At 38.1% G+C, this 17,316-nt stretch carries 13 protein-coding genes; 8 read left to right on the top strand and 5 right to left on the bottom strand.

Annotated features, from left to right (window positions below):
- The first annotated feature begins 22 nt into the window (after nt 1-22).
- A complete protein-coding gene (locus tag ACPDHL_RS08215) occupies nt 23-796 on the top strand; it encodes an AraC family transcriptional regulator (protein ID WP_430532293.1) in 774 nt (257 codons plus the stop codon).
- A gap of 227 nt (nt 797-1,023) precedes the next feature.
- Here ACPDHL_RS08215 and ACPDHL_RS08210 read toward each other — a convergent pair whose 3' ends face one another.
- The gene (locus ACPDHL_RS08210; RefSeq protein ID WP_430532292.1) at nt 1,024-2,199 is read right to left on the bottom strand and encodes an MFS transporter; all 1,176 of its coding nucleotides are present in this window, start codon (nt 2,197-2,199) and stop codon (nt 1,024-1,026) included.
- Nucleotides 2,200-2,293: 94 nt separating this feature from the next.
- On the bottom strand, nt 2,294-2,779 hold the full coding sequence (locus tag ACPDHL_RS08205) for a GNAT family N-acetyltransferase (RefSeq protein ID WP_430532291.1): 486 nt from the start codon (nt 2,777-2,779) through the stop codon (nt 2,294-2,296).
- Between the two features lie 366 nt (nt 2,780-3,145).
- On the opposite strand from ACPDHL_RS08205, the gene ACPDHL_RS08200 reads away from it, so the two are divergent.
- Both ACPDHL_RS08200 and ACPDHL_RS08195 read left to right on the top strand, forming a co-directional pair.
- Nucleotides 3,146-3,709 carry a DUF1572 family protein gene (locus tag ACPDHL_RS08200; protein WP_430532290.1) on the top strand — a complete coding sequence of 188 codons (564 nt, stop codon included), beginning with the start codon at nt 3,146-3,148 and terminating at the stop codon, nt 3,707-3,709.
- 100 nt (nt 3,710-3,809) lie between these two features.
- Nucleotides 3,810-5,843: a dipeptidyl-peptidase 3 family protein gene (locus tag ACPDHL_RS08195; protein ID WP_430532289.1), complete on the top strand. Its 2,034-nt coding sequence runs from the start codon at nt 3,810-3,812 to the stop codon at nt 5,841-5,843.
- A 41-nt stretch (nt 5,844-5,884) separates the two neighbouring features.
- Here ACPDHL_RS08195 and ACPDHL_RS08190 read toward each other — a convergent pair whose 3' ends face one another.
- A complete protein-coding gene (locus ACPDHL_RS08190) occupies nt 5,885-6,664 on the bottom strand; it encodes a helix-turn-helix domain-containing protein (RefSeq protein WP_430532288.1) in 780 nt (259 codons plus the stop codon).
- An 89-nt stretch (nt 6,665-6,753) separates the two neighbouring features.
- Between ACPDHL_RS08190 and ACPDHL_RS08185 the strand changes: the two genes are divergently transcribed.
- A complete protein-coding gene (locus ACPDHL_RS08185; RefSeq protein WP_430532287.1) occupies nt 6,754-7,962 on the top strand; it encodes a CynX/NimT family MFS transporter in 1,209 nt (402 codons plus the stop codon).
- A gap of 217 nt (nt 7,963-8,179) precedes the next feature.
- Here ACPDHL_RS08185 and ACPDHL_RS08180 read toward each other — a convergent pair whose 3' ends face one another.
- Nucleotides 8,180-9,424 (bottom strand): T9SS type A sorting domain-containing protein, encoded by a 1,245-nt coding sequence (locus ACPDHL_RS08180; protein WP_430532286.1) that lies wholly within the window; start codon nt 9,422-9,424, stop codon nt 8,180-8,182.
- A 232-nt stretch (nt 9,425-9,656) separates the two neighbouring features.
- Here ACPDHL_RS08180 and ACPDHL_RS08175 point away from each other — a divergent pair, with 232 nt between their 5' ends.
- Complete coding sequence (locus tag ACPDHL_RS08175; protein WP_430532285.1) at nt 9,657-10,361, top strand: DsbA family oxidoreductase; 705 nt, start codon at nt 9,657-9,659, stop codon at nt 10,359-10,361.
- Nucleotides 10,362-11,183: 822 nt separating this feature from the next.
- On the opposite strand, the gene ACPDHL_RS08170 is transcribed toward ACPDHL_RS08175, so the two are convergent.
- Nucleotides 11,184-11,870 carry a hypothetical protein gene (locus ACPDHL_RS08170; protein WP_430532284.1) on the bottom strand — a complete coding sequence of 229 codons (687 nt, stop codon included), beginning with the start codon at nt 11,868-11,870 and terminating at the stop codon, nt 11,184-11,186.
- A gap of 125 nt (nt 11,871-11,995) precedes the next feature.
- Here ACPDHL_RS08170 and ACPDHL_RS08165 point away from each other — a divergent pair, with 125 nt between their 5' ends.
- From ACPDHL_RS08165 to ACPDHL_RS08155, 3 genes are all read left to right on the top strand, one after another.
- Nucleotides 11,996-13,213, top strand: a complete 1,218-nt coding sequence (locus ACPDHL_RS08165; RefSeq protein WP_430532283.1) for a metallophosphoesterase family protein — start codon at nt 11,996-11,998, stop codon at nt 13,211-13,213.
- Between the two features lie 8 nt (nt 13,214-13,221).
- Nucleotides 13,222-16,263 (top strand): AAA family ATPase, encoded by a 3,042-nt coding sequence (locus ACPDHL_RS08160; RefSeq protein WP_430532282.1) that lies wholly within the window; start codon nt 13,222-13,224, stop codon nt 16,261-16,263.
- 86 nt (nt 16,264-16,349) lie between these two features.
- Nucleotides 16,350-17,300 carry an energy transducer TonB gene (locus tag ACPDHL_RS08155; protein ID WP_430532281.1) on the top strand — a complete coding sequence of 317 codons (951 nt, stop codon included), beginning with the start codon at nt 16,350-16,352 and terminating at the stop codon, nt 17,298-17,300.
- The last annotated feature ends 16 nt before the right edge of the window (nt 17,301-17,316 follow it).

Here is a 17,316-nt window from a genome sequence, read left to right as displayed (position 1 = left end):
AAAAAATATCAAAAGTAGGACAATGGCGTATTTGAATAAAGAACAAGAACTACACTTGTCAGCGATTGAGCAAGAAGTGATTGGATTAGCCTCTGATTTGGTACAGCACGATTCGGGCTTCCACAGCCATGAAACCCATGCTCAAATTCTCTATGCCCCTAGTGGATGTATGACATTGCTTACTCGTCATCAACAGGTTATTTTACCTCCTCAAAAGCTGATGTTTATTCCTGCGGGATTGGAACACCGCGTTACCTTTCGCAATGTGGTGGCTTACCGATCGATCTATTTGGATATTCGAAAAGTAAACGTGGAAACGTTAGGATTAGAAGTTCGCGTGGTCTCACCTTTACTCGCTGAGGTTATTGAGCGTATTTGCCAGTGGGGATGGGAGGGAGAATATACACCAGCTCAACACAATATTTTGACCGTATTTTGGGATGAATTCCACCAAGCCCAAAAAGAATCCTATCAGTTGGACATCCCCTCGGATTATCGCCTACAATCTTGGATGGCTGCTTTTATGTTGGAGAAAAAAGTACCTCCATTCTTGCATGAACTCGCCCAATATGTAGGGGCAAGTGAAAAGACAATCACCCGCATTTTTAAACGAGAAACCCATATGTCCTACCAAGCTTGGCGTCAGCAATGGCGCGTATATCGTGCGATCGAGCTTCTGGCAGAAAACACAGTGATTTCAGAGATAAGTGATCAATTGGAATTCTCTTCTGATAGCGCTTTTATCGAATTTTTTAAGAATCACACAGGAAGAACACCTGCGAAATATTTTGTGTAGTTTTTTTTTGTTCTTTGTTCTTTGTTTTTTGTACGTTGTAAGAATGTTCTTCACAAACCGCACGACGAACGAACCGCGCGACGAACGAACCGCGCGAAAAACGAACCGCACGACGAACGAACCGCACGACGAACGAACCGCGCGACGAACGAACCGCGCGACGAACGAACCGCGCGAAAAACGAACCGCACAACGAAGGAACCGCGCAATGAACGAACACTTGCCAGCTAGTTTGTCTTGAATTTCCTAGTAAGCATATAGACTAAGCTCAGTATAATAATAGCCGAACTGATATACATAATTGTTGGAATGTGATCGATGTGATCTTTGTAGTACCAGCCTGCAGCAAACGCACCTCCCCCAATACCCGCTTCGAGGGCAATATACATGGTTGAAACGGCTTTTCCACGTTGATCTGGCGCACTGAAGTCGATGGTCCATGCATTTAGTGCAGGAGACAAGACTCCTAGGGATATACCATAAACAAAAGCCCCCAAGTATAAGCCGTTGATTGTTTGGAAAAAGGCAATGATCATCAGTGAAATAAATAGGATAACCAAGCCGATATTAATAATCAAGACACGGCCATAACGATCGGATACTTTTCCTGCAAAGAAGCGAACCAACAAGGAGGAAACAGTAAAGATCATAAAGAAAACGCCCTTATTCTCTAAACCTAAATGCCCCGTCCAATCGGGAATTAGCGTTAAGATTACCCCATAGGCGATATAGGATAAAAACGTAACTAACGCAGCGGGAAGTACATTAAAATCAAACAAGTCTTTGCGTGAAATTTTAAAAAGAGAGAAAGAGAATTTTTCTTTTTTCTCTAGGGTTTCCTTCATATTCAACAAGATCAAGATCGAGAGTAGAGCAAATAAAGCTGAGGTATAGAATAAAAAGTTAATCGAGGTATAAATCTTAATAGTACTTCCAATGGCAGGACCAATGGCCATTCCTGTACTAAAGCAAATCCCGTGTAGTCCCAATGCTTCTCCCCAGCGTTCTCTTGGAACAATGTCAGCCACATAGGCCGCTGTTGCCGTGGGCTTAAAACCCGTAGAAAATCCATGTAAGAGTCGCAAGAATAAGAAACCAGAAACCGTAGTTAAAATAGGGTAGAGCAAGCTGCAAATAAAACAGACAATAGAGCCAATGGCCATAATGGGAACACGCCCTATTTTATCGGTTAACTTACCGCTAAAAGGTCGTGAAATTCCCGCTGTAATGGTAAATAAACCAATGATTAAACCTTTGTATTCTGCTCCCCCCAAACTCGATAAGTAATCGGGTAATTCGGGGATTAACATGTTGAAACTAGCAGAAAATAACAAAGAACTCAAACAAACCAACATAAACTGAAGGTTGTATATCGGGTGTACAGAACGGGCAAATAAGGACATAGCTGAAATCAATTGCCGCAAATTTATTGGAATAAATCGGACTGGACAAGTTTGTTAACGGTTCAGTTTCAGTTCACCGTTTACGCATTACCAACTAAACCCAATATTCAAAATAACTCTTGTCTGCTTTCTGTTTAATAAAAGTAAAATTCATGCGTTCCATCATGCGAACGGATTTTTCATTAGCTGTCTTGGCGATACCGACAATGCGTTTAATTTGCGGTTCGCGTTGTTTAATCAATTCGATTAATCCCCAAGTTCCCTCTGTCCCATAGCCTCCTTTCCAAAACGCTCTGCCGATGGAAAATCCAATTTCTACTGATTCAGCATCGAGATAGGTATAAACAGCAGTACCCATTAGTTCATGGGTTTCACCGTGTACAAAGGCACAACGGAATTTCTTTCCTGAAGCTTGTTCGCGTTCTACTTGATCGAGAAAAGCTTTAACGTCTTCAAGGGTTTCAAAAGGCAGACTCGTTCTGTATTGCATAGCATCTTTGTCTGAATAAATTTCTAATAAAGCGGCTTCATCTTGAGCGGTAAGTGCTCTAAAATAGGTTCGTTCCATTTGTAGTATCATGGGAAGATTGTAGTTGATTCCTTGCAAAGAAAAAACATTTGTAGCGAATTATCAGTTTAAAAAAGATTTTTAGCTAAAATAGGAAAACCTAAACCAAGATGAGATTAAGAAGAATCAAAAAAAAGCCCTATACGTAATTTTGGGGGGCGTATAGGGCAAATGTAGTATGAAAAAAAGTTTCTAATAGAAATACAATTACTATGCCAAAAAAATATTTATTTAATCAAAAAACATTTAATAATCAACTAATTTTAGTGGATAAACAACTGTGTGCTAATCGTATGACCTATGCAAGTTGTTTTTTGTTACAGAACGTTTTATTTTTTTATAAAATGAAGTAAATTAGAGGAAATCAAAAAAATAACCATGACAATACAGGAAGTACAAGGCATTCGCAAGCAGTTTGAATACTACCGTATGCTAGCAGATAAAACAATACTCCTTCTTTCACAAGAAGAGTTGAATTGGCGATACAATGAAGAAAGTAATTCAATCGCTATGTTGATGCGCCACATTTCAGGCAATTTAGCCTCTCGCTTTACCAATTTTTTTACAGAAGATGGCGAAAAACAGTGGAGAGATCGCGACAGTGAATTTGCCCTAGGCGATTACAATAGACATGAGTTAATTACCAATTGGGAGAAAGGATGGAGCATTCTCTTTGAGGTATTGGATTCAATTACCGCTGAAAACATTGAAGCGATAGTTAAAATTCGAAATCAAGACCATACGGTAGGAGAAGCATTATATCGCCAATTGGCCCATTATCCCTATCACATCGGACAAATCGTCTATATTGGTAAGCTCATTAAAAATGAAGCTTGGCATTCTCTTTCTATTCCCCGAAATAAATCCAACGATTACAACCGTGAAAAATTTAATAATCCAAGTACAGATAGTCATTTTACTGATGATTATTTAAAGAAATAGGAGGATAAAAATAGAAATAGTTTTTTTTTTGACGGATAGAAAAGATACGGTGTATACCCATATTTTATATATTTGTTGAAAGACGAATAAAGCATTACTTATGAAATTAAACACAATGGCATGTATTGTATTGGCTTCGGCAATGGCATTATCATGCGGTAAAAACAAAGAAAAAGAAGCGGATAAAACAGCGGAAGCAATAGAGAATTTCGAATTTAGTGTCGATCAATTTGCTGATATTGAAGTATTGCGCTATCAAATTCCAGGATGGGAAGATTTGACGCTAAAAGAAAAAGAATTGGTGTACTATTTGAGTCAAGCTGGATACGCAGGACGCGATATGATCTGGGACCAAAACTACAAACACAACTTAAAAATCCGTCAAGCGTTAGAAAGTATCTATGTGAATTTTGCTGGCGATAAAGAAAGCGAAGACTGGAAAAACTTCGTAGTGTATGTAAAACGCGTGTGGTTCTCCAACGGAATTCACCACCACTATTCCAATGATAAAATCAAACCTGCTTTTGATAAAGCGTATTTCGAAACGTTGTTAGCTGAAACGAAAACAACATTAGATGCTGGTGTTGTGGACATTTTGTTCAATGATGTGGATAATAAGAAAGTAAATTTAGATCTAGCGAAAGGCTTAGTAGAAGGATCAGCTGTAAACTTCTATGGGGAGGGAATCTCAGAAGCAGAAGTAGAAGCTTTTTACAACAACATGAAAAGTCCAGATCCTTTGCGTCCACTTTCGACAGGGTTAAACTCTAAAGTGGTAAAAGAAAATGGAAAATTAGTAGAGAAAGTTTGGAAAAGTGGCGGTATGTATGGACCAGCTATCGACAAAATTATCTACTGGTTAGAAAAAGCAGTAACTGTAGCTGAAAACCAAAAACAAGCGGATGCTTTAAAACTACTTATCAAATACTACCAAACGGGAGACCTAAAAACATGGGATGACTACAACGTAGCTTGGGTAGAAGCAACAGAAGGAAATATTGATTACAACAATGGATTTATTGAAGTATACAACGATCCATTAGGACATAAAGGATCCTATGAAAGTGTGGTACAAATCAAAGACTTTGATATGTCTAAAAAGATGGAAGTACTTTCTAAAGAAGCACAATGGTTTGAAGATAATTCTCCTTTGATGCCAGAGCACAAAAAGAAAAATGTAACAGGAGTTACGTATAAAACGGTAATTGTAGCTTCAGAATCTGGAGATTCTTCTCCTTCTACGCCAATTGGAGTGAATTTGCCTAATGCGGATTGGATTAGAGCAGAACATGGGTCGAAATCAATTTCGTTAGGAAATATCATTGATTCGTATAATCACGCGGGTGGATCTGGTAAATTGAAAGAATTTGCTCACGATGAGGAGGAAGTGCAATTAGAAGAAAAATACGGCGAGTTAGCAGATAAATTACATACGGCTTTACACGAAGTAATTGGACATGCTTCAGGACAAATTAACCCTGGAATTGGTCAACCAAAAGAAACCCTAAAAAGTTACGCTTCTACTTTAGAAGAAGGACGTGCAGATTTAGTTGGTTTATTCTACTTATACAATCCTAAATTACAAGAAATAGGACTAGTAGAAGACTGGAAAGCAGTTGGTATGGCAGCTTATGATGGCTATATCCGAAATGGTTTAATGACGCAATTGGTGCGCTTAGAACCAGGGGCTGATATTGAAGAAGCTCACATGAGAAACCGCCAATGGGTAAGTGCATGGGTTTTTGAAAAAGGAAAGAAAGACAATGTGATTGAAAAAGTAGTTCGCGATGGAAAAACGTATTTCAACATTACGGATTATGAAAAATTACATGCTTTATTCGGAGAATTACTAAAAGAAACGCAACGTATCAAATCTGAAGGTGATTACAAAGCGGCAAAACAATTGGTAGAAAACTACGGAGTAAAAGTAGATCAAGCGATTCACAAAGAAGTATTGGAACGCAATTCGAAATTTAATTCGGCTCCTTATAGAGGATTTGTAAACCCTTATATTGTTCCTGTAACGAATGACAAAGGGGAAGTTACAGATTACGTAATTAAACAGCCTAAAACATTTGAAGAACAAATGTTATTCTACGCAAAAGAATATAATTTCTTACCTGTAGAAAACTAGTACATATAAAAAGCCAACGATTTCGTTGGCTTTTTTTATCTCTATTTCACAAGGGGTTCAAAATACGCACTGGGGCGTTTACCCAACAATTTCATAAATACATTGCTGTAGGACTGTGCGCTGCTATATCCCACGCGAAAGGCAATCTCACTTATGTTTAATTCTCCCTCACTGAGCAATTCCAGTGATTTGATGATGCGCACCATCTGAATGTACTTCGCAAGACTAATGCCCGTTTCTTTTTTAAATTGTCGTTCTAAGGTTCGCACGCTGACAAATCCCTTGGTAGCTAAATCGTCAATAGAAATTGGCGCTCCATAGGCTTGGTGAATAAAAGCGGTTACGGCAATTAAATTAGCCGATTTGGGAACGGGAGTAATCAAGGGAATAGATTCTTGAATAAACGAAGGTAATTCCTCTAAAATAGCCAGTAAAAAGGTTTGTTCACTTTGACGATACTCCATATTCAACGACCATTTTTCGGTGTACATGATCATTTCACGTAGTACAGGGGGAACTGAGAATAGGTAGAGGTCATCGTAAAATGGAGGCATGCCATCCGTATTGAAATACAAGGTACGCAATGATACAGATTCTGAAGCAGCTGTTGTTTTATGTGGCACGTTGGATGGAATCCAAGCGGCGTGATGTTGGGGCAATAAAAACTGATTGACCGTCGTATGCAAGTATTGATAACCCGAATCAACAAAGACCAATTGAGCCTTGTGATGATGGTGAAACTCATTGTTGTGTTTCCAATTTTCCGCATGCCAAACAAAACCGTTTTTTTTGACTTGATCCACTAATTCAGGTCCATTCATGCTTGTCGTTTTAGTTTTGATATATGGCGAATATAATCATTTAATTCCTTATAATTTTGTGCTTTAAAAACAAACTCAAAAAATAAAAAATGAATCATTCAGATGATAAGGGAGTGGTAAAGGTGTCAAAAGCGAAAGAAATACTCATGCTCTTAGGCGTTATTTTTATTGCGTCTAACCTTCGTGCTCCATTAACTGCAGTTGGTCCAGTAATTGGGGAAATTAGCAAATCACTGGCTTTATCGAATACAACAGCAGGTTTGGTTACCACCATACCGTTGATGGCCTTTGCGCTGTTATCGGGATTAGTTCCCAAGTTTTCTCGCAAGTATGGTATGGAATTGGTCTTGTTGATCTCCTTAGTTTTATTGAGCATCGGCTTGTTTATCCGTCCATTGGGAAATATTGTTTCCCTGTTTTTAGGAGCCGCTCTAGTGGGAACAGCAATTACAGTGGGTAATGTATTAATGCCCGCTTTTATTAAGAACAACTTTCCACACAAGGTGGGCAGTATGATGGGAATTTATTCTGTCGCTATGAATTTAACGGCTGCATTAGCGGCTGGCTTTAGTATTAGTCTAGGTTCATATACGAGCATGGGATGGAAGGGATCTATTGGTATTTGGTTAGCGCTTTCTTTGGTGACAATCTTTGTTTGGATTCCACAAGTAAAGAAAAAACAAGTAGATACTGTTAAGGGAGATTTCGCCATTGAAGAACAAACAGTCAACTTATATAAGTCTGGGTTAGCTTGGGCAGTAACCGTTTTTATGGGAGTACAATCGCTCTTGTTTTACTGTTTAGCTGCTTGGTTGCCTAAAGTAATGCAAACCTGGGGCATGTCTGTCGAAGATTCGGGATGGATTTTATCCTATGTACAATTTGCTCAATTACCCATGACTTTTATCGGTGCTATTATTGCAAGTAAAATGAACAACCAAAAGTTATTGGCTTTACTCGTAGGGGTTCTGTTTATGGTGGGAATTAGTGGAATTATTATTTTCCAAACGCAGTATATTGTCGTTTGGTGCGTGATGATTGGTCTTGCTAGTGGATTAGCATTTAGTTTATCAATGTTGCTATTCGTTTTGCGTACGAGAAGTACCGTACAGTCAGCAGAGTTATCGGGAATGGCTCAGTCTTTCGGTTATTTAATTGCCGCTTGTGGTCCTCCGATTTTTGGAGCATTATTTGATTTTTCTAAAGATTGGATCTATTCCTTAGTCTTTTTATTAATTATGGCTGCAACACTGCTAATCTCTGGGCTTATTGCCGGAAAAGATACCTGGGTGAAGTAAGAAATAGCAGTTGTTTGCTATTGATTTATATGTTTTTAGGTCATAAAAAAAGGAAGCTCGTAGGCTTCCTTTTTTTTACTCTATAAAGTTGATGGTTGGGTAATAAATAGACAACTGTATAAAAAATGTATAAGGTGAATTAATAATTAATTTATACACAGTTGTAAAACTAGGTAAAAAAATTGAATGATTTCTTTTCTTTCCTTAAATAAGTCAATTATTTTACAATAAATCTAACTTGTTCTTGCCCTTTTGCTGTTTTTATTTGAAGAATGTAAATCCCTTTTGCCAAGTGATGCACATCCAGTTGATAGGATCCATTTTGATGGGTTACGGAGCTATTGAGTTGTTTACCAGCCCTATCAAAAATCATAAAAGACGCCTCGCTATCAAGCTGAACAAAGAGTGACTCGCTAGTAGGATTAGGGTATACTGCAAAGTCAAGATCTTCAAATGAGGTTATACTGAGTGTTTCGATGGTCACTATATCTTGTACCGTATAGGTTTCATTACAGCTTGTCACCGTTAAGGTTACTGTGAATTGACCTAATTCTTCATAACGGTGTTGGGGATTGGACTCTGTTGAGGTAATACCATCACCAAAATCCCAGCTAATTCGTTCTACATTAGGGGTGGTATTGGTGAATTGAACTGTAGGAGCATCAATAATTTCATACTCAAATCCCGATTTGTTGTAGTGTACGCCAATATACCATTTTTCAAAATCATCATAGACAACTTCTTTCACAATGCGCTTGATATTTGTAGCTTGTTCCACTGTTATACCTGTATTGTAAGGAACTAAAGTAGGATCTTTTTTAAACAACACAGTATAAAAGGTATAAGCAGCAGCCATAGACCCCAGTAAGGATGGGTGGGATTTATCTTCACTATACAATTTATACGCTGGATATTGTTCGCGAATTTTTCGCCACACGCGTCCTACTGGCGAGACTTCCGCTCTGTTATCTAACGCCATTAACATATATGTATCATAGATTTTATCATCCATGACTTCGTACGTACACATCTGAGTCATCCCTTGGTTACACAAGTTTGCTTCTCCATTTTCTCGTCCCCAAGTCATGTAAAACAAGGTTTTGGCACAAGGAGATGAGTTTTTAATGCGGTCATTTAATATTCGTGCATAAGGTACACTGTAGTTATCGCCTAAGGCAGGGCGCAAGCTCTGTTCCTGTAAGACTACATAATCCCAAGCTTTGCTATTGATCTTGGCGGTAACCGCATCATTGTAGATGTGATCTTGAAAAGAGGAGCCACCGGGAACATGTTCTTCATAGTCCAGAAAGTCTCCTGTTGATCGCGCCATCTGCTGAATGAGTCTTGGAATATTCTCTGTATACGTATAGCTATTCCCGATAAAAAAGACTTGCTTTCTTATTTGAGCATGGGATAAAATAGCCGTTAGTATAAAAAGTAAAAAGAGGTAAAGGTGTTTCATAGTTACAGGTTATTTTTACAGGTTAAAAATATTAAAAAAATGTTAATATCAATTAGCGTTGTTAAATTAAAAATGGTCAAATTGTAAGGTAACCTTTTTATATTCGGTGGATTGATGTGAAAGGCGTGAGCGGATCTGTTAAAAGTGTAGGTAGAAGTCCGCGGTAAATCGTATATTTGAGAAATAGGGGGGTAGTTGATTTCCCCTATTTTAATTTTAAAAAAGTAGAGAAATGAAAGTAGAAATATGGTCAGACGTGATGTGTCCTTTTTGTTATGTCGGAAAGAAACACTTTGAAAATGCATTAGAGCAACTGCCTTTTAAAGATAAGATTGAAGTAGAGTGGAAGAGTTTTCAATTAGATCCTACTTTACCCGTAGAAGGAGCTTCTGAGTCAACAGTAGAATACTTAGTAAAACGAAAAGGAATGCCCAAAGAGCAAATCGAAGGGATGATGAATCACTTACAACAAGCAGGAGCAGCTGTGGGAATTGACTTTAGACAAGATATTGCCATACCCGTAAATACATTCAGAGCCCACCGCCTCATTCATTTTGCACAACAACACGGCAAGGGAAATGAAATGGAAGAAGCTTTATTCTTTGCGCATTTTACAGCAGGAAAGAATGTAGGTGATCTTGAGGTGCTAACAGCATTAGCAACAGAAATCGGTCTGAATAAAGAGGAGGTAGTCGCTTTGTTGCAAAGTGAAACTCAAACGCAAGAGGTGAGAAATGATATTGACGAAGCTCAAGCGTTGGGTATTTCTGGTGTTCCTTTCTTTGTCGTAGATAGAAAATACGGAATATCAGGAGCACAACCGATTGATACCTTTGCAGAAGCACTTACCCAAGCATTCGAAGAGAGCCAACCTAAATTTGAAATGAAAGGCGATCAGGATGCCAATGCATGTGGACCTGAAGGATGTGAGATTTAGTTCACAGTTCACATAAAAAAAGAAGCTGTCTAATAAGCGTTACAAGATAGAACCTCATCTAATTTTAGGTGAGGTTTTTTTGTGAATGTTGCCTTGATTGTCGCTGTTTGTGTTGGGATGACACGAGATATTTTGCTCAACTGGCAACCCCTTGTTATTGCCCTACTTAGTGGTATTCTATTTTTTCAAAGGCAAAAAAAATCTAAACAAAGAGTTCTTTTCCATTATTTTTCGAAACAAAAACCTATAAATAACTGAATTTCATTATTTTGAAGTAAACAAGCAAAGTACTTGTAAAGGGTTTGTAAGGGGATAGTTAATACGTACAAGGGTTTTAGGCCTTTTTACCAATGTTACCCCTTACAAACCCCTTACAAACCCTTAACCATCTACTTATGTACTCACACTTTACCAATCCGTCAATCAACGTTTGTTGTAGTAACGAATCATGGCGTGGTGGAGGAAGCAATAAGAACATTATCGATCGATATTCCCACAAGAGCTTCCGCTTCTGCAATATTGATGCGCTCTACTGCTTCCGTTGGCTATACAACTGGTTTTTGTTCGGTGCCTTTACATGCATATAAAGCGAATAAAGCTAAAATGGCGATTACTTTTTTTACCGTTTTTTATCGATGGCTCACTTGTTTTTCACAAAAAAAAGAGACTGATAATTGAAAACAACAAATTATAAGTTTAAAATTCGTTCTAATGGCAAGAATTTTTAATCAAAGAAGAAATTACTGTTTTATTTTGGGAGTTGAGCAATGGATAATTCGCTCATATAAAAAAGGATTTATTATGATAGCTGATTGAATCGTATTAGTTTATCAATAACCAGACCTCGTCAAATGATCGTTTTATATTAGAATTATGCTCATAGTGACCATGTTGGATAATATCTAATAAGGCTTGTTTTTCAGTGATATTATTATTTTTATTTAATTCCAGCGTTATTTCACTCATTCGCTCTAATCGAATTAAGATGTTAAATTTCCATTGCTCGTTTTCATTAATGAATTTTAGGGGATATAGTTTTGAAGTATGTGCAGTAGCTATAGGACCACGAACTTCGAGGTCGTCGAGATTAACAATCATGTTCTCTTTGTCTGATTCAGACGCTGATTCAGGTAATTTATAATAGTCTAATAGGACTTGAAGGAACTGTTGCGCATCTATTTTTTGAAGTTCTTCATCTTCTAGAAGCATAAGAGCCACTATACAATCGCTCTTTTCGCTATAAGAACCTTGTATTTTTTTTGTTTTTGTGTTTTGAAGTAAACGGTTGTAGTATTGAATAGATTCTTGATCTAAATTTTCAAAGAGTAAAGAAGCATCGCTATGTTCAAAAGCATAATATACTGTTTTGACAAGGGAGGTGAAAATCTCTTTATGCGCATTTATTTCATCTGGATTAGTTAGCAGAGGGACTTCTTCCACTTTATTTTTACAAGAAATAAAAGAGAGTAAAGCGAACAGACTACTAATTAAAAATACTGCTTTTTTCATTTTCTGGGGGTTTTAAAACAAAAGTAGTATTTTATTTCCCTTTTTTTGGTGTACTGAAATGAAATAAAACGCTAGCGATTGCTTGATTTATCCTTTATCTTTGAGAGGTAAACATCAAGGATAGAATGAAAGTTAAGATATTACACACAGCAGATTGGCATTTAGGAAAGCGATTGGATAATTTTTCAAGAATCGAGGAGCAAAAAGAGGTATTGGATGAAATCTGTGGTATAGCGGACGAGCAGCGAGCAGATATCATCCTGATTGCAGGTGATTTGTTTGATGCATTTAATCCACCAATTGAAGCAGAGGATCTATTTTATAAAACGCTTCGCCGTTTGACGCGCAACGGACAGCGACCTGTTTTGGCTATTGCGGGAAATCACGATAGTCCTGAGCGAATTGACGCTCCCGATCCTCTAGCCCGCGCTTGTGGAATTCTTTTGGTTGGCTTGCCCAACACGGTAGTTCAGCCCCTAGAGGACAATGATGCTTTTACCTTAATCCATGCTGTAGAAGGTTTTATTGAGCTAAAGTTAGCACATCTCCCTTTTCCCATCCGTATTATTCACACGCCTTATGCCAATGAAGTGCGATTGAAAAAGGCGTTGAATGTCGCGGATAAAACAACAGCTTTAAATGAAGTATTGGAGAGCAATTGGCAAGGATTGGCTACAGAATATTGCGATACGAAAGGGGTAAACCTCTTAATTTCTCATTTGTATATGATGAAAAAAGGAGGAGAAGAACTGGAGGAACCCGATGGAGAAAAACCATTAAAAATCGGAAATGCAGATTTGATTTACAGCGATAGTATTCCCAAGGAAATTCAATATACCGCTTTAGGTCACTTGCATCGCGCACATCAACTAGGAGAAGTCGATCGCCCAGTTGTGTATGCAGGTAGCCCTTTGTGTTATAGCTTTAGCGAGGCAGGACAAGAAAAGTATATCATGATGGTGGAAGTAGCTCCAAATGAAACGGCAACCTATCAAAAAATAGCCTTGACAAAAGGACGACCTTTAACGCGTAAAAAGTTTTTTTCCGTTGATGAGACTGTCGATTGGCTCCAACAAAATCCAAATCACTTGGTAGAATTAACGCTCGTTAGTGATACCTTTTTAAAAGCAGATGATATTAAGCGAATTAACCAAGCTCACGATGGAATTATCACCATTATTCCCGTTGTGAACCTCCAAGATCAAGCAGAGGGAAATAAAAGTATACAGGTAAATTTAGAACAAGATATCCAAGGACTTTTTGCCGATTACTTCAAACAAAAAAACAATGGACAAGAACCCAATAGCGAATTACTGGATTTGTTCAATGAAATTATAAACTAACCGTACGCATGATACCTATTAAACTAGCTTTAGAAGGCTTTTATTCCTACCAAGAAAAACAAGTCATTGATTTTACCCAATTGATTCAAGCGGGATTGTTTGGCATTTTCGGTAAGGTAGGCTCAGGAAAATCGTCTATTTTAGAAGCCATATCTTTCGGATTGTATGGAGAGAGTGAACGATTAAATGCCCAAGATAAACGCGCATATAATATGATGAATTTAAAATCAGATCGCATGACGATTGATTTTGAATTCTTTAATTTTAAGGAAGAAAAATATCGTATTTACAGAGAGTTTAAACGAAATTCGAAGCGTTTTGAAGACGTTAAACGAGGAGATGCAGTTTTGTATCATTGGAAAGAAGAGGCGTGGATTCCGTTACCCGATTTAAATGTTGAAGCAGTAATCGGGTTGAGCTATGAAAATTTTAAACGCACCATTATTATCCCACAAGGTAAGTTCAAAGAATTTATTGAATTAGGAGGAAGGGATAGAACGAAAATGATGCAGGAGATTTTTGGTCTAGATCGATTTGATTTATCTGGAAAAACAAAAGCTCTATATAGTACAACACGTCAACGCTATGATCATTTGCAAGGACAGTTACAGCGCTTTACTTTACTGACCATCGAGCAGATTGAAGAAAAAAAGACGCTACATCAATCAGAGGAAAAACAGCTCAATCAACTACTGGAGACTTTTAAAAAAGAACAAGAACTCTTTCAACAGCTAAATGCCGTAAAAAGTGATTTCGAAACCTTGGAAACTAGTAAAAGAGAACTACTCAGTTTAGAAGCACAAGAAGGCCAAATTCAATCACAACAACGAGAATTAGCTCAATATGAACAAGTCGATAAGTCCTTTCGATTTGTATTGAAGGAACAAGAGCAAACAGCAGCTAAATTTGTAGATAAACAAGCGGTTTTAGCTAATAAAACAAAAGAGCTTCAAGAGAAGCAGATGCAATATACCAAAGTAAAAGAAGAATTTGTACAGGTTGAGCAACAGTATGAATCCCTCGAAAAGGAAAAAGCAATACTTCTTGAATTGCAGTTGATTCTAAGCATCAAACAGACAGAAGAAGCACAAAAAGCATTGGGTGAACGCTTGAGAAAAGGCAAGGAAGTGGTCGTGCAAACCAAAAGAGAACTGCAAGAAATTCAACAAATTATTGCTTCGGTTGAGCAACAAGTACAAGCATTAAAAAACAATCGCATTGATCCCATGCGCTTGATGGCTTTGGATAAGTGGTTTATGGAGTGGGAACACCTACAGCGAAATCGAAACGAAGGACAAGCGAAAAAAACGCAAGTACAGGGTGAAATCCAGCAATGGACTAAGGCATTGGATGCCTTGGATTTTATAAATGAAGAGAACTGGCAGCTACATCTAGCTCAAAAAAGAGAATTAAGTCAGAGCATTCAAGCGTTGCTCAGCCAAGAATTGGATCAATTGCGCGTCGCTCAGCAATTAGCGCATTATGCAACGGCTTTAAAAGAAGGAGAAGCATGTCCACTTTGTGGGGCTTTAGAACATCCTACTGTTCTGGCTTCAGCTGATGTTTCGAGTTTACTTGCTGAATTAGAACAAAAACAAGAAAAACTTCGACAAGAAGCACTTGTATTGAATCAAAGAGAAAGAGAGGTTCAAGCCCTAGTGGATAAAAGACATCTCTTGTTGGTACAAGAAGGGGAAATCAATCAACAACTAGAGGAAAAACAACAACAGTTGCAACAATTGCAAGCTACTTTTGTGTGGACTGAAATTGAGAGCGGGAACAAAGCACAACTGGAAGAGTTGAAAAAACAAGCTGTTCAAGTCAATGAAGCACTCGAACAAGCAGAAAACCACTACCAACAGCAAGTGAAAAAAGCGGAAGGTGTTCGTGCAAACGTGGAGTTGTACACAGCAAAGCTTGCAGAAATAGAACTGGATCAGGCGAGAATGGATGCGGATATTGCTGCCAAAGCCAAACAAATTCGCTTGTTGAATCTTACTGTACTATTGCAACGTGAAAAAGAGGTCATTGCGCAAGAAATAGCAACAAAAGAACAACACATTATAGCAGTAGAACAGCGCTATAAAACCTTGACGCAAGGCATGCAACAACTCGTTCCTGCTTTGGCCGCTTTGGAAACAGAACAAAAAAATCTACAGTTGACCTTGACAGAATTGACACAAGTTCAAGATAACCTGCAAGGACAGATTCAGCAATTGCTTCATACCTTTCAATTGAAAGATGTGATTTTTGTCAAGGAGATTTTGGCTAAAAACATTGCCATAGAAGAAACAAGAGCAATGATTCAGGCCTTTGTCCTTAAGCTCGAAGTATTGCGCAATCAGGTAAAACAATTAGCGACTAAATTAGAATCCCTCGCTTTTGATCCCGTGCGATTTCAAGCGCAAACACAACGTATGGAAACCTTGGATCAACAGGTGAAAGAGCAAACAACAGTCGTCGTTCGTTTAGCAAGTGAAATTGAACGCATGGAACAGGATTACAAAGAGAAAGCAATCTTGTTGGATGAATTTGATCAAGTGGAAAAGCGATTGAAAAATATTAATCTACTGGATAATATGTTCAAAGGCGCTGGATTCGTTAACTATGTATCGAGTATTTATCTGAGCAATCTTTGCAATAGTGCCAATCAACGTTTTCATCGCTTGACCAATAATCAGCTAAGTTTACAGCTAAATGAAAGCAATGAATTTGAAATTATAGATTATCTAAACAATGGAAAATCGCGCAGTGTAAAAACGCTGTCTGGAGGCCAGAGCTTTCAAGTGTCGTTGTCCTTGGCTTTAGCCTTGGCAGAAAGTGTACAAAGCCTTTCGAAATCCAATAAGAATTTCTTCTTTATTGATGAAGGATTTGGAACACAGGATACTGAATCGGTAAACATTGTTTTCGAAACGTTGAGCAGCTTGCACAAAGAAAATCGTATTGTAGGCATTATCTCTCATGTGGATGAGTTGCAAGAGCGTATTCCCTTGTCGTTGTCTGTTGTAAAAGACGAGGAAAAAGGAAGTGTGATAATGACTTCTTAAAAAGAAGGGTAGAAAAAGAGTTGAACCAAAAAAATAAGTACATTTGTTAGATATAATGAACGTTTTAATCTCAGGCATTAATTAATATGAATTTTAGATATTCAAAAGAAGAAAAAACTTCGATCCTCATTACCTTGGGGGTTACGCTATTGCTTTTCCTTCTTTTATTCTTCATTAAATTTATGGATAGCCATACGTCTTACACCAATTTTGGTGGCGGTGGCGGTGGCGGAAATGGCGTAGCTATTTCATTAGAAGGAACACCAGGAGATCATTTAACGACCTCTTCAGATCCTGTGCAAGTAGTAGAAGAAGAACAACAGATAGCCAAGGCTGAACCGGTAGAAGAAGAGCAAGTTTTAGCGTATGAAAAAGGGGAGGAAACGACTGTTGTTGTAGCTAAAAAAGAAGAAACAAAAAAAACAAAACCCGTTGTTGAAAAGCAAACAGAACATGTGGCTAAAAAAACAACAGAGAAGAAAGTAGAAACAACAGAAAAGAAAGCGACTACACCAGCTAAACCCGATGTTTCCAATACAACTAAGGATGCGATTAGCAGTTTTATGAACGGCGGAAATGGTTCTGGTGGTGGTGGTACAACAGGAAGTGGACAGGGTGGATTATCGACGAATGGTGGATATTACGGCACAGGTACTGGAAGTGGTACTGGAAGCGGATCTGGTGTAGGTAGTGGTACAGGTACTGGCGTAGGAAGCGGATCAGGTGGTGGAGTAGGTAATGGACATGGTAACGGAAGAGGGGATGGAATTGGCTATTCACTAGAGGGTAGAAACGCAACAGTAAAAGCAATTCCAAAATACACGTGTAACGAGATCGGAACTGTTGTTGTTGAGGTATGGGTAAACCAAGCAGGAACAACTGTTGATGCCAGAGCCGGTGTAAAAGGAACAACCAATACAGCCAACTGTTTATTAGAGCAAGCAAAAATTGCTGCACTACAAACGAAATGGCAACCCAATGATAAAGCACCCGAAAGACAAGTAGGGAAAATCGTATATCAGTTTAAATTAAACTAAACAAAAAAAGGAGCGA

The sequence above is a fragment of the Myroides sp. C15-4 genome (assembly GCF_050522745.1).
GTDB lineage: Bacteria > Bacteroidota > Bacteroidia > Flavobacteriales > Flavobacteriaceae > Flavobacterium.
Note: the sequence above shows the minus strand (reverse complement) of the source record. Positions and strands in the feature narration are given on the sequence as shown.

What these genes read in the sequence shown, in the direction of transcription:
- ACPDHL_RS08215 (WP_430532293.1), top strand. Translation starts at nt 23, where the DNA reads ATGGCGTATTTGAATAAAGAACAAGAACTACACTTGTCAGCGATTGAG.
- ACPDHL_RS08210 (WP_430532292.1), bottom strand. Translation starts at nt 2,199, where the DNA reads ATGTCCTTATTTGCCCGTTCTGTACACCCGATATACAACCTTCAGTTT.
- ACPDHL_RS08205 (WP_430532291.1), bottom strand. Translation starts at nt 2,779, where the DNA reads ATGATACTACAAATGGAACGAACCTATTTTAGAGCACTTACCGCTCAA.
- ACPDHL_RS08200 (WP_430532290.1), top strand. Translation starts at nt 3,146, where the DNA reads ATGACAATACAGGAAGTACAAGGCATTCGCAAGCAGTTTGAATACTAC.
- ACPDHL_RS08195 (WP_430532289.1), top strand. Translation starts at nt 3,810, where the DNA reads ATGAAATTAAACACAATGGCATGTATTGTATTGGCTTCGGCAATGGCA.
- ACPDHL_RS08190 (WP_430532288.1), bottom strand. Translation starts at nt 6,664, where the DNA reads ATGAATGGACCTGAATTAGTGGATCAAGTCAAAAAAAACGGTTTTGTT.
- ACPDHL_RS08185 (WP_430532287.1), top strand. Translation starts at nt 6,754, where the DNA reads ATGAATCATTCAGATGATAAGGGAGTGGTAAAGGTGTCAAAAGCGAAA.
- ACPDHL_RS08180 (WP_430532286.1), bottom strand. Translation starts at nt 9,424, where the DNA reads ATGAAACACCTTTACCTCTTTTTACTTTTTATACTAACGGCTATTTTA.
- ACPDHL_RS08175 (WP_430532285.1), top strand. Translation starts at nt 9,657, where the DNA reads ATGAAAGTAGAAATATGGTCAGACGTGATGTGTCCTTTTTGTTATGTC.
- ACPDHL_RS08170 (WP_430532284.1), bottom strand. Translation starts at nt 11,870, where the DNA reads ATGAAAAAAGCAGTATTTTTAATTAGTAGTCTGTTCGCTTTACTCTCT.
- ACPDHL_RS08165 (WP_430532283.1), top strand. Translation starts at nt 11,996, where the DNA reads ATGAAAGTTAAGATATTACACACAGCAGATTGGCATTTAGGAAAGCGA.
- ACPDHL_RS08160 (WP_430532282.1), top strand. Translation starts at nt 13,222, where the DNA reads ATGATACCTATTAAACTAGCTTTAGAAGGCTTTTATTCCTACCAAGAA.
- ACPDHL_RS08155 (WP_430532281.1), top strand. Translation starts at nt 16,350, where the DNA reads ATGAATTTTAGATATTCAAAAGAAGAAAAAACTTCGATCCTCATTACC.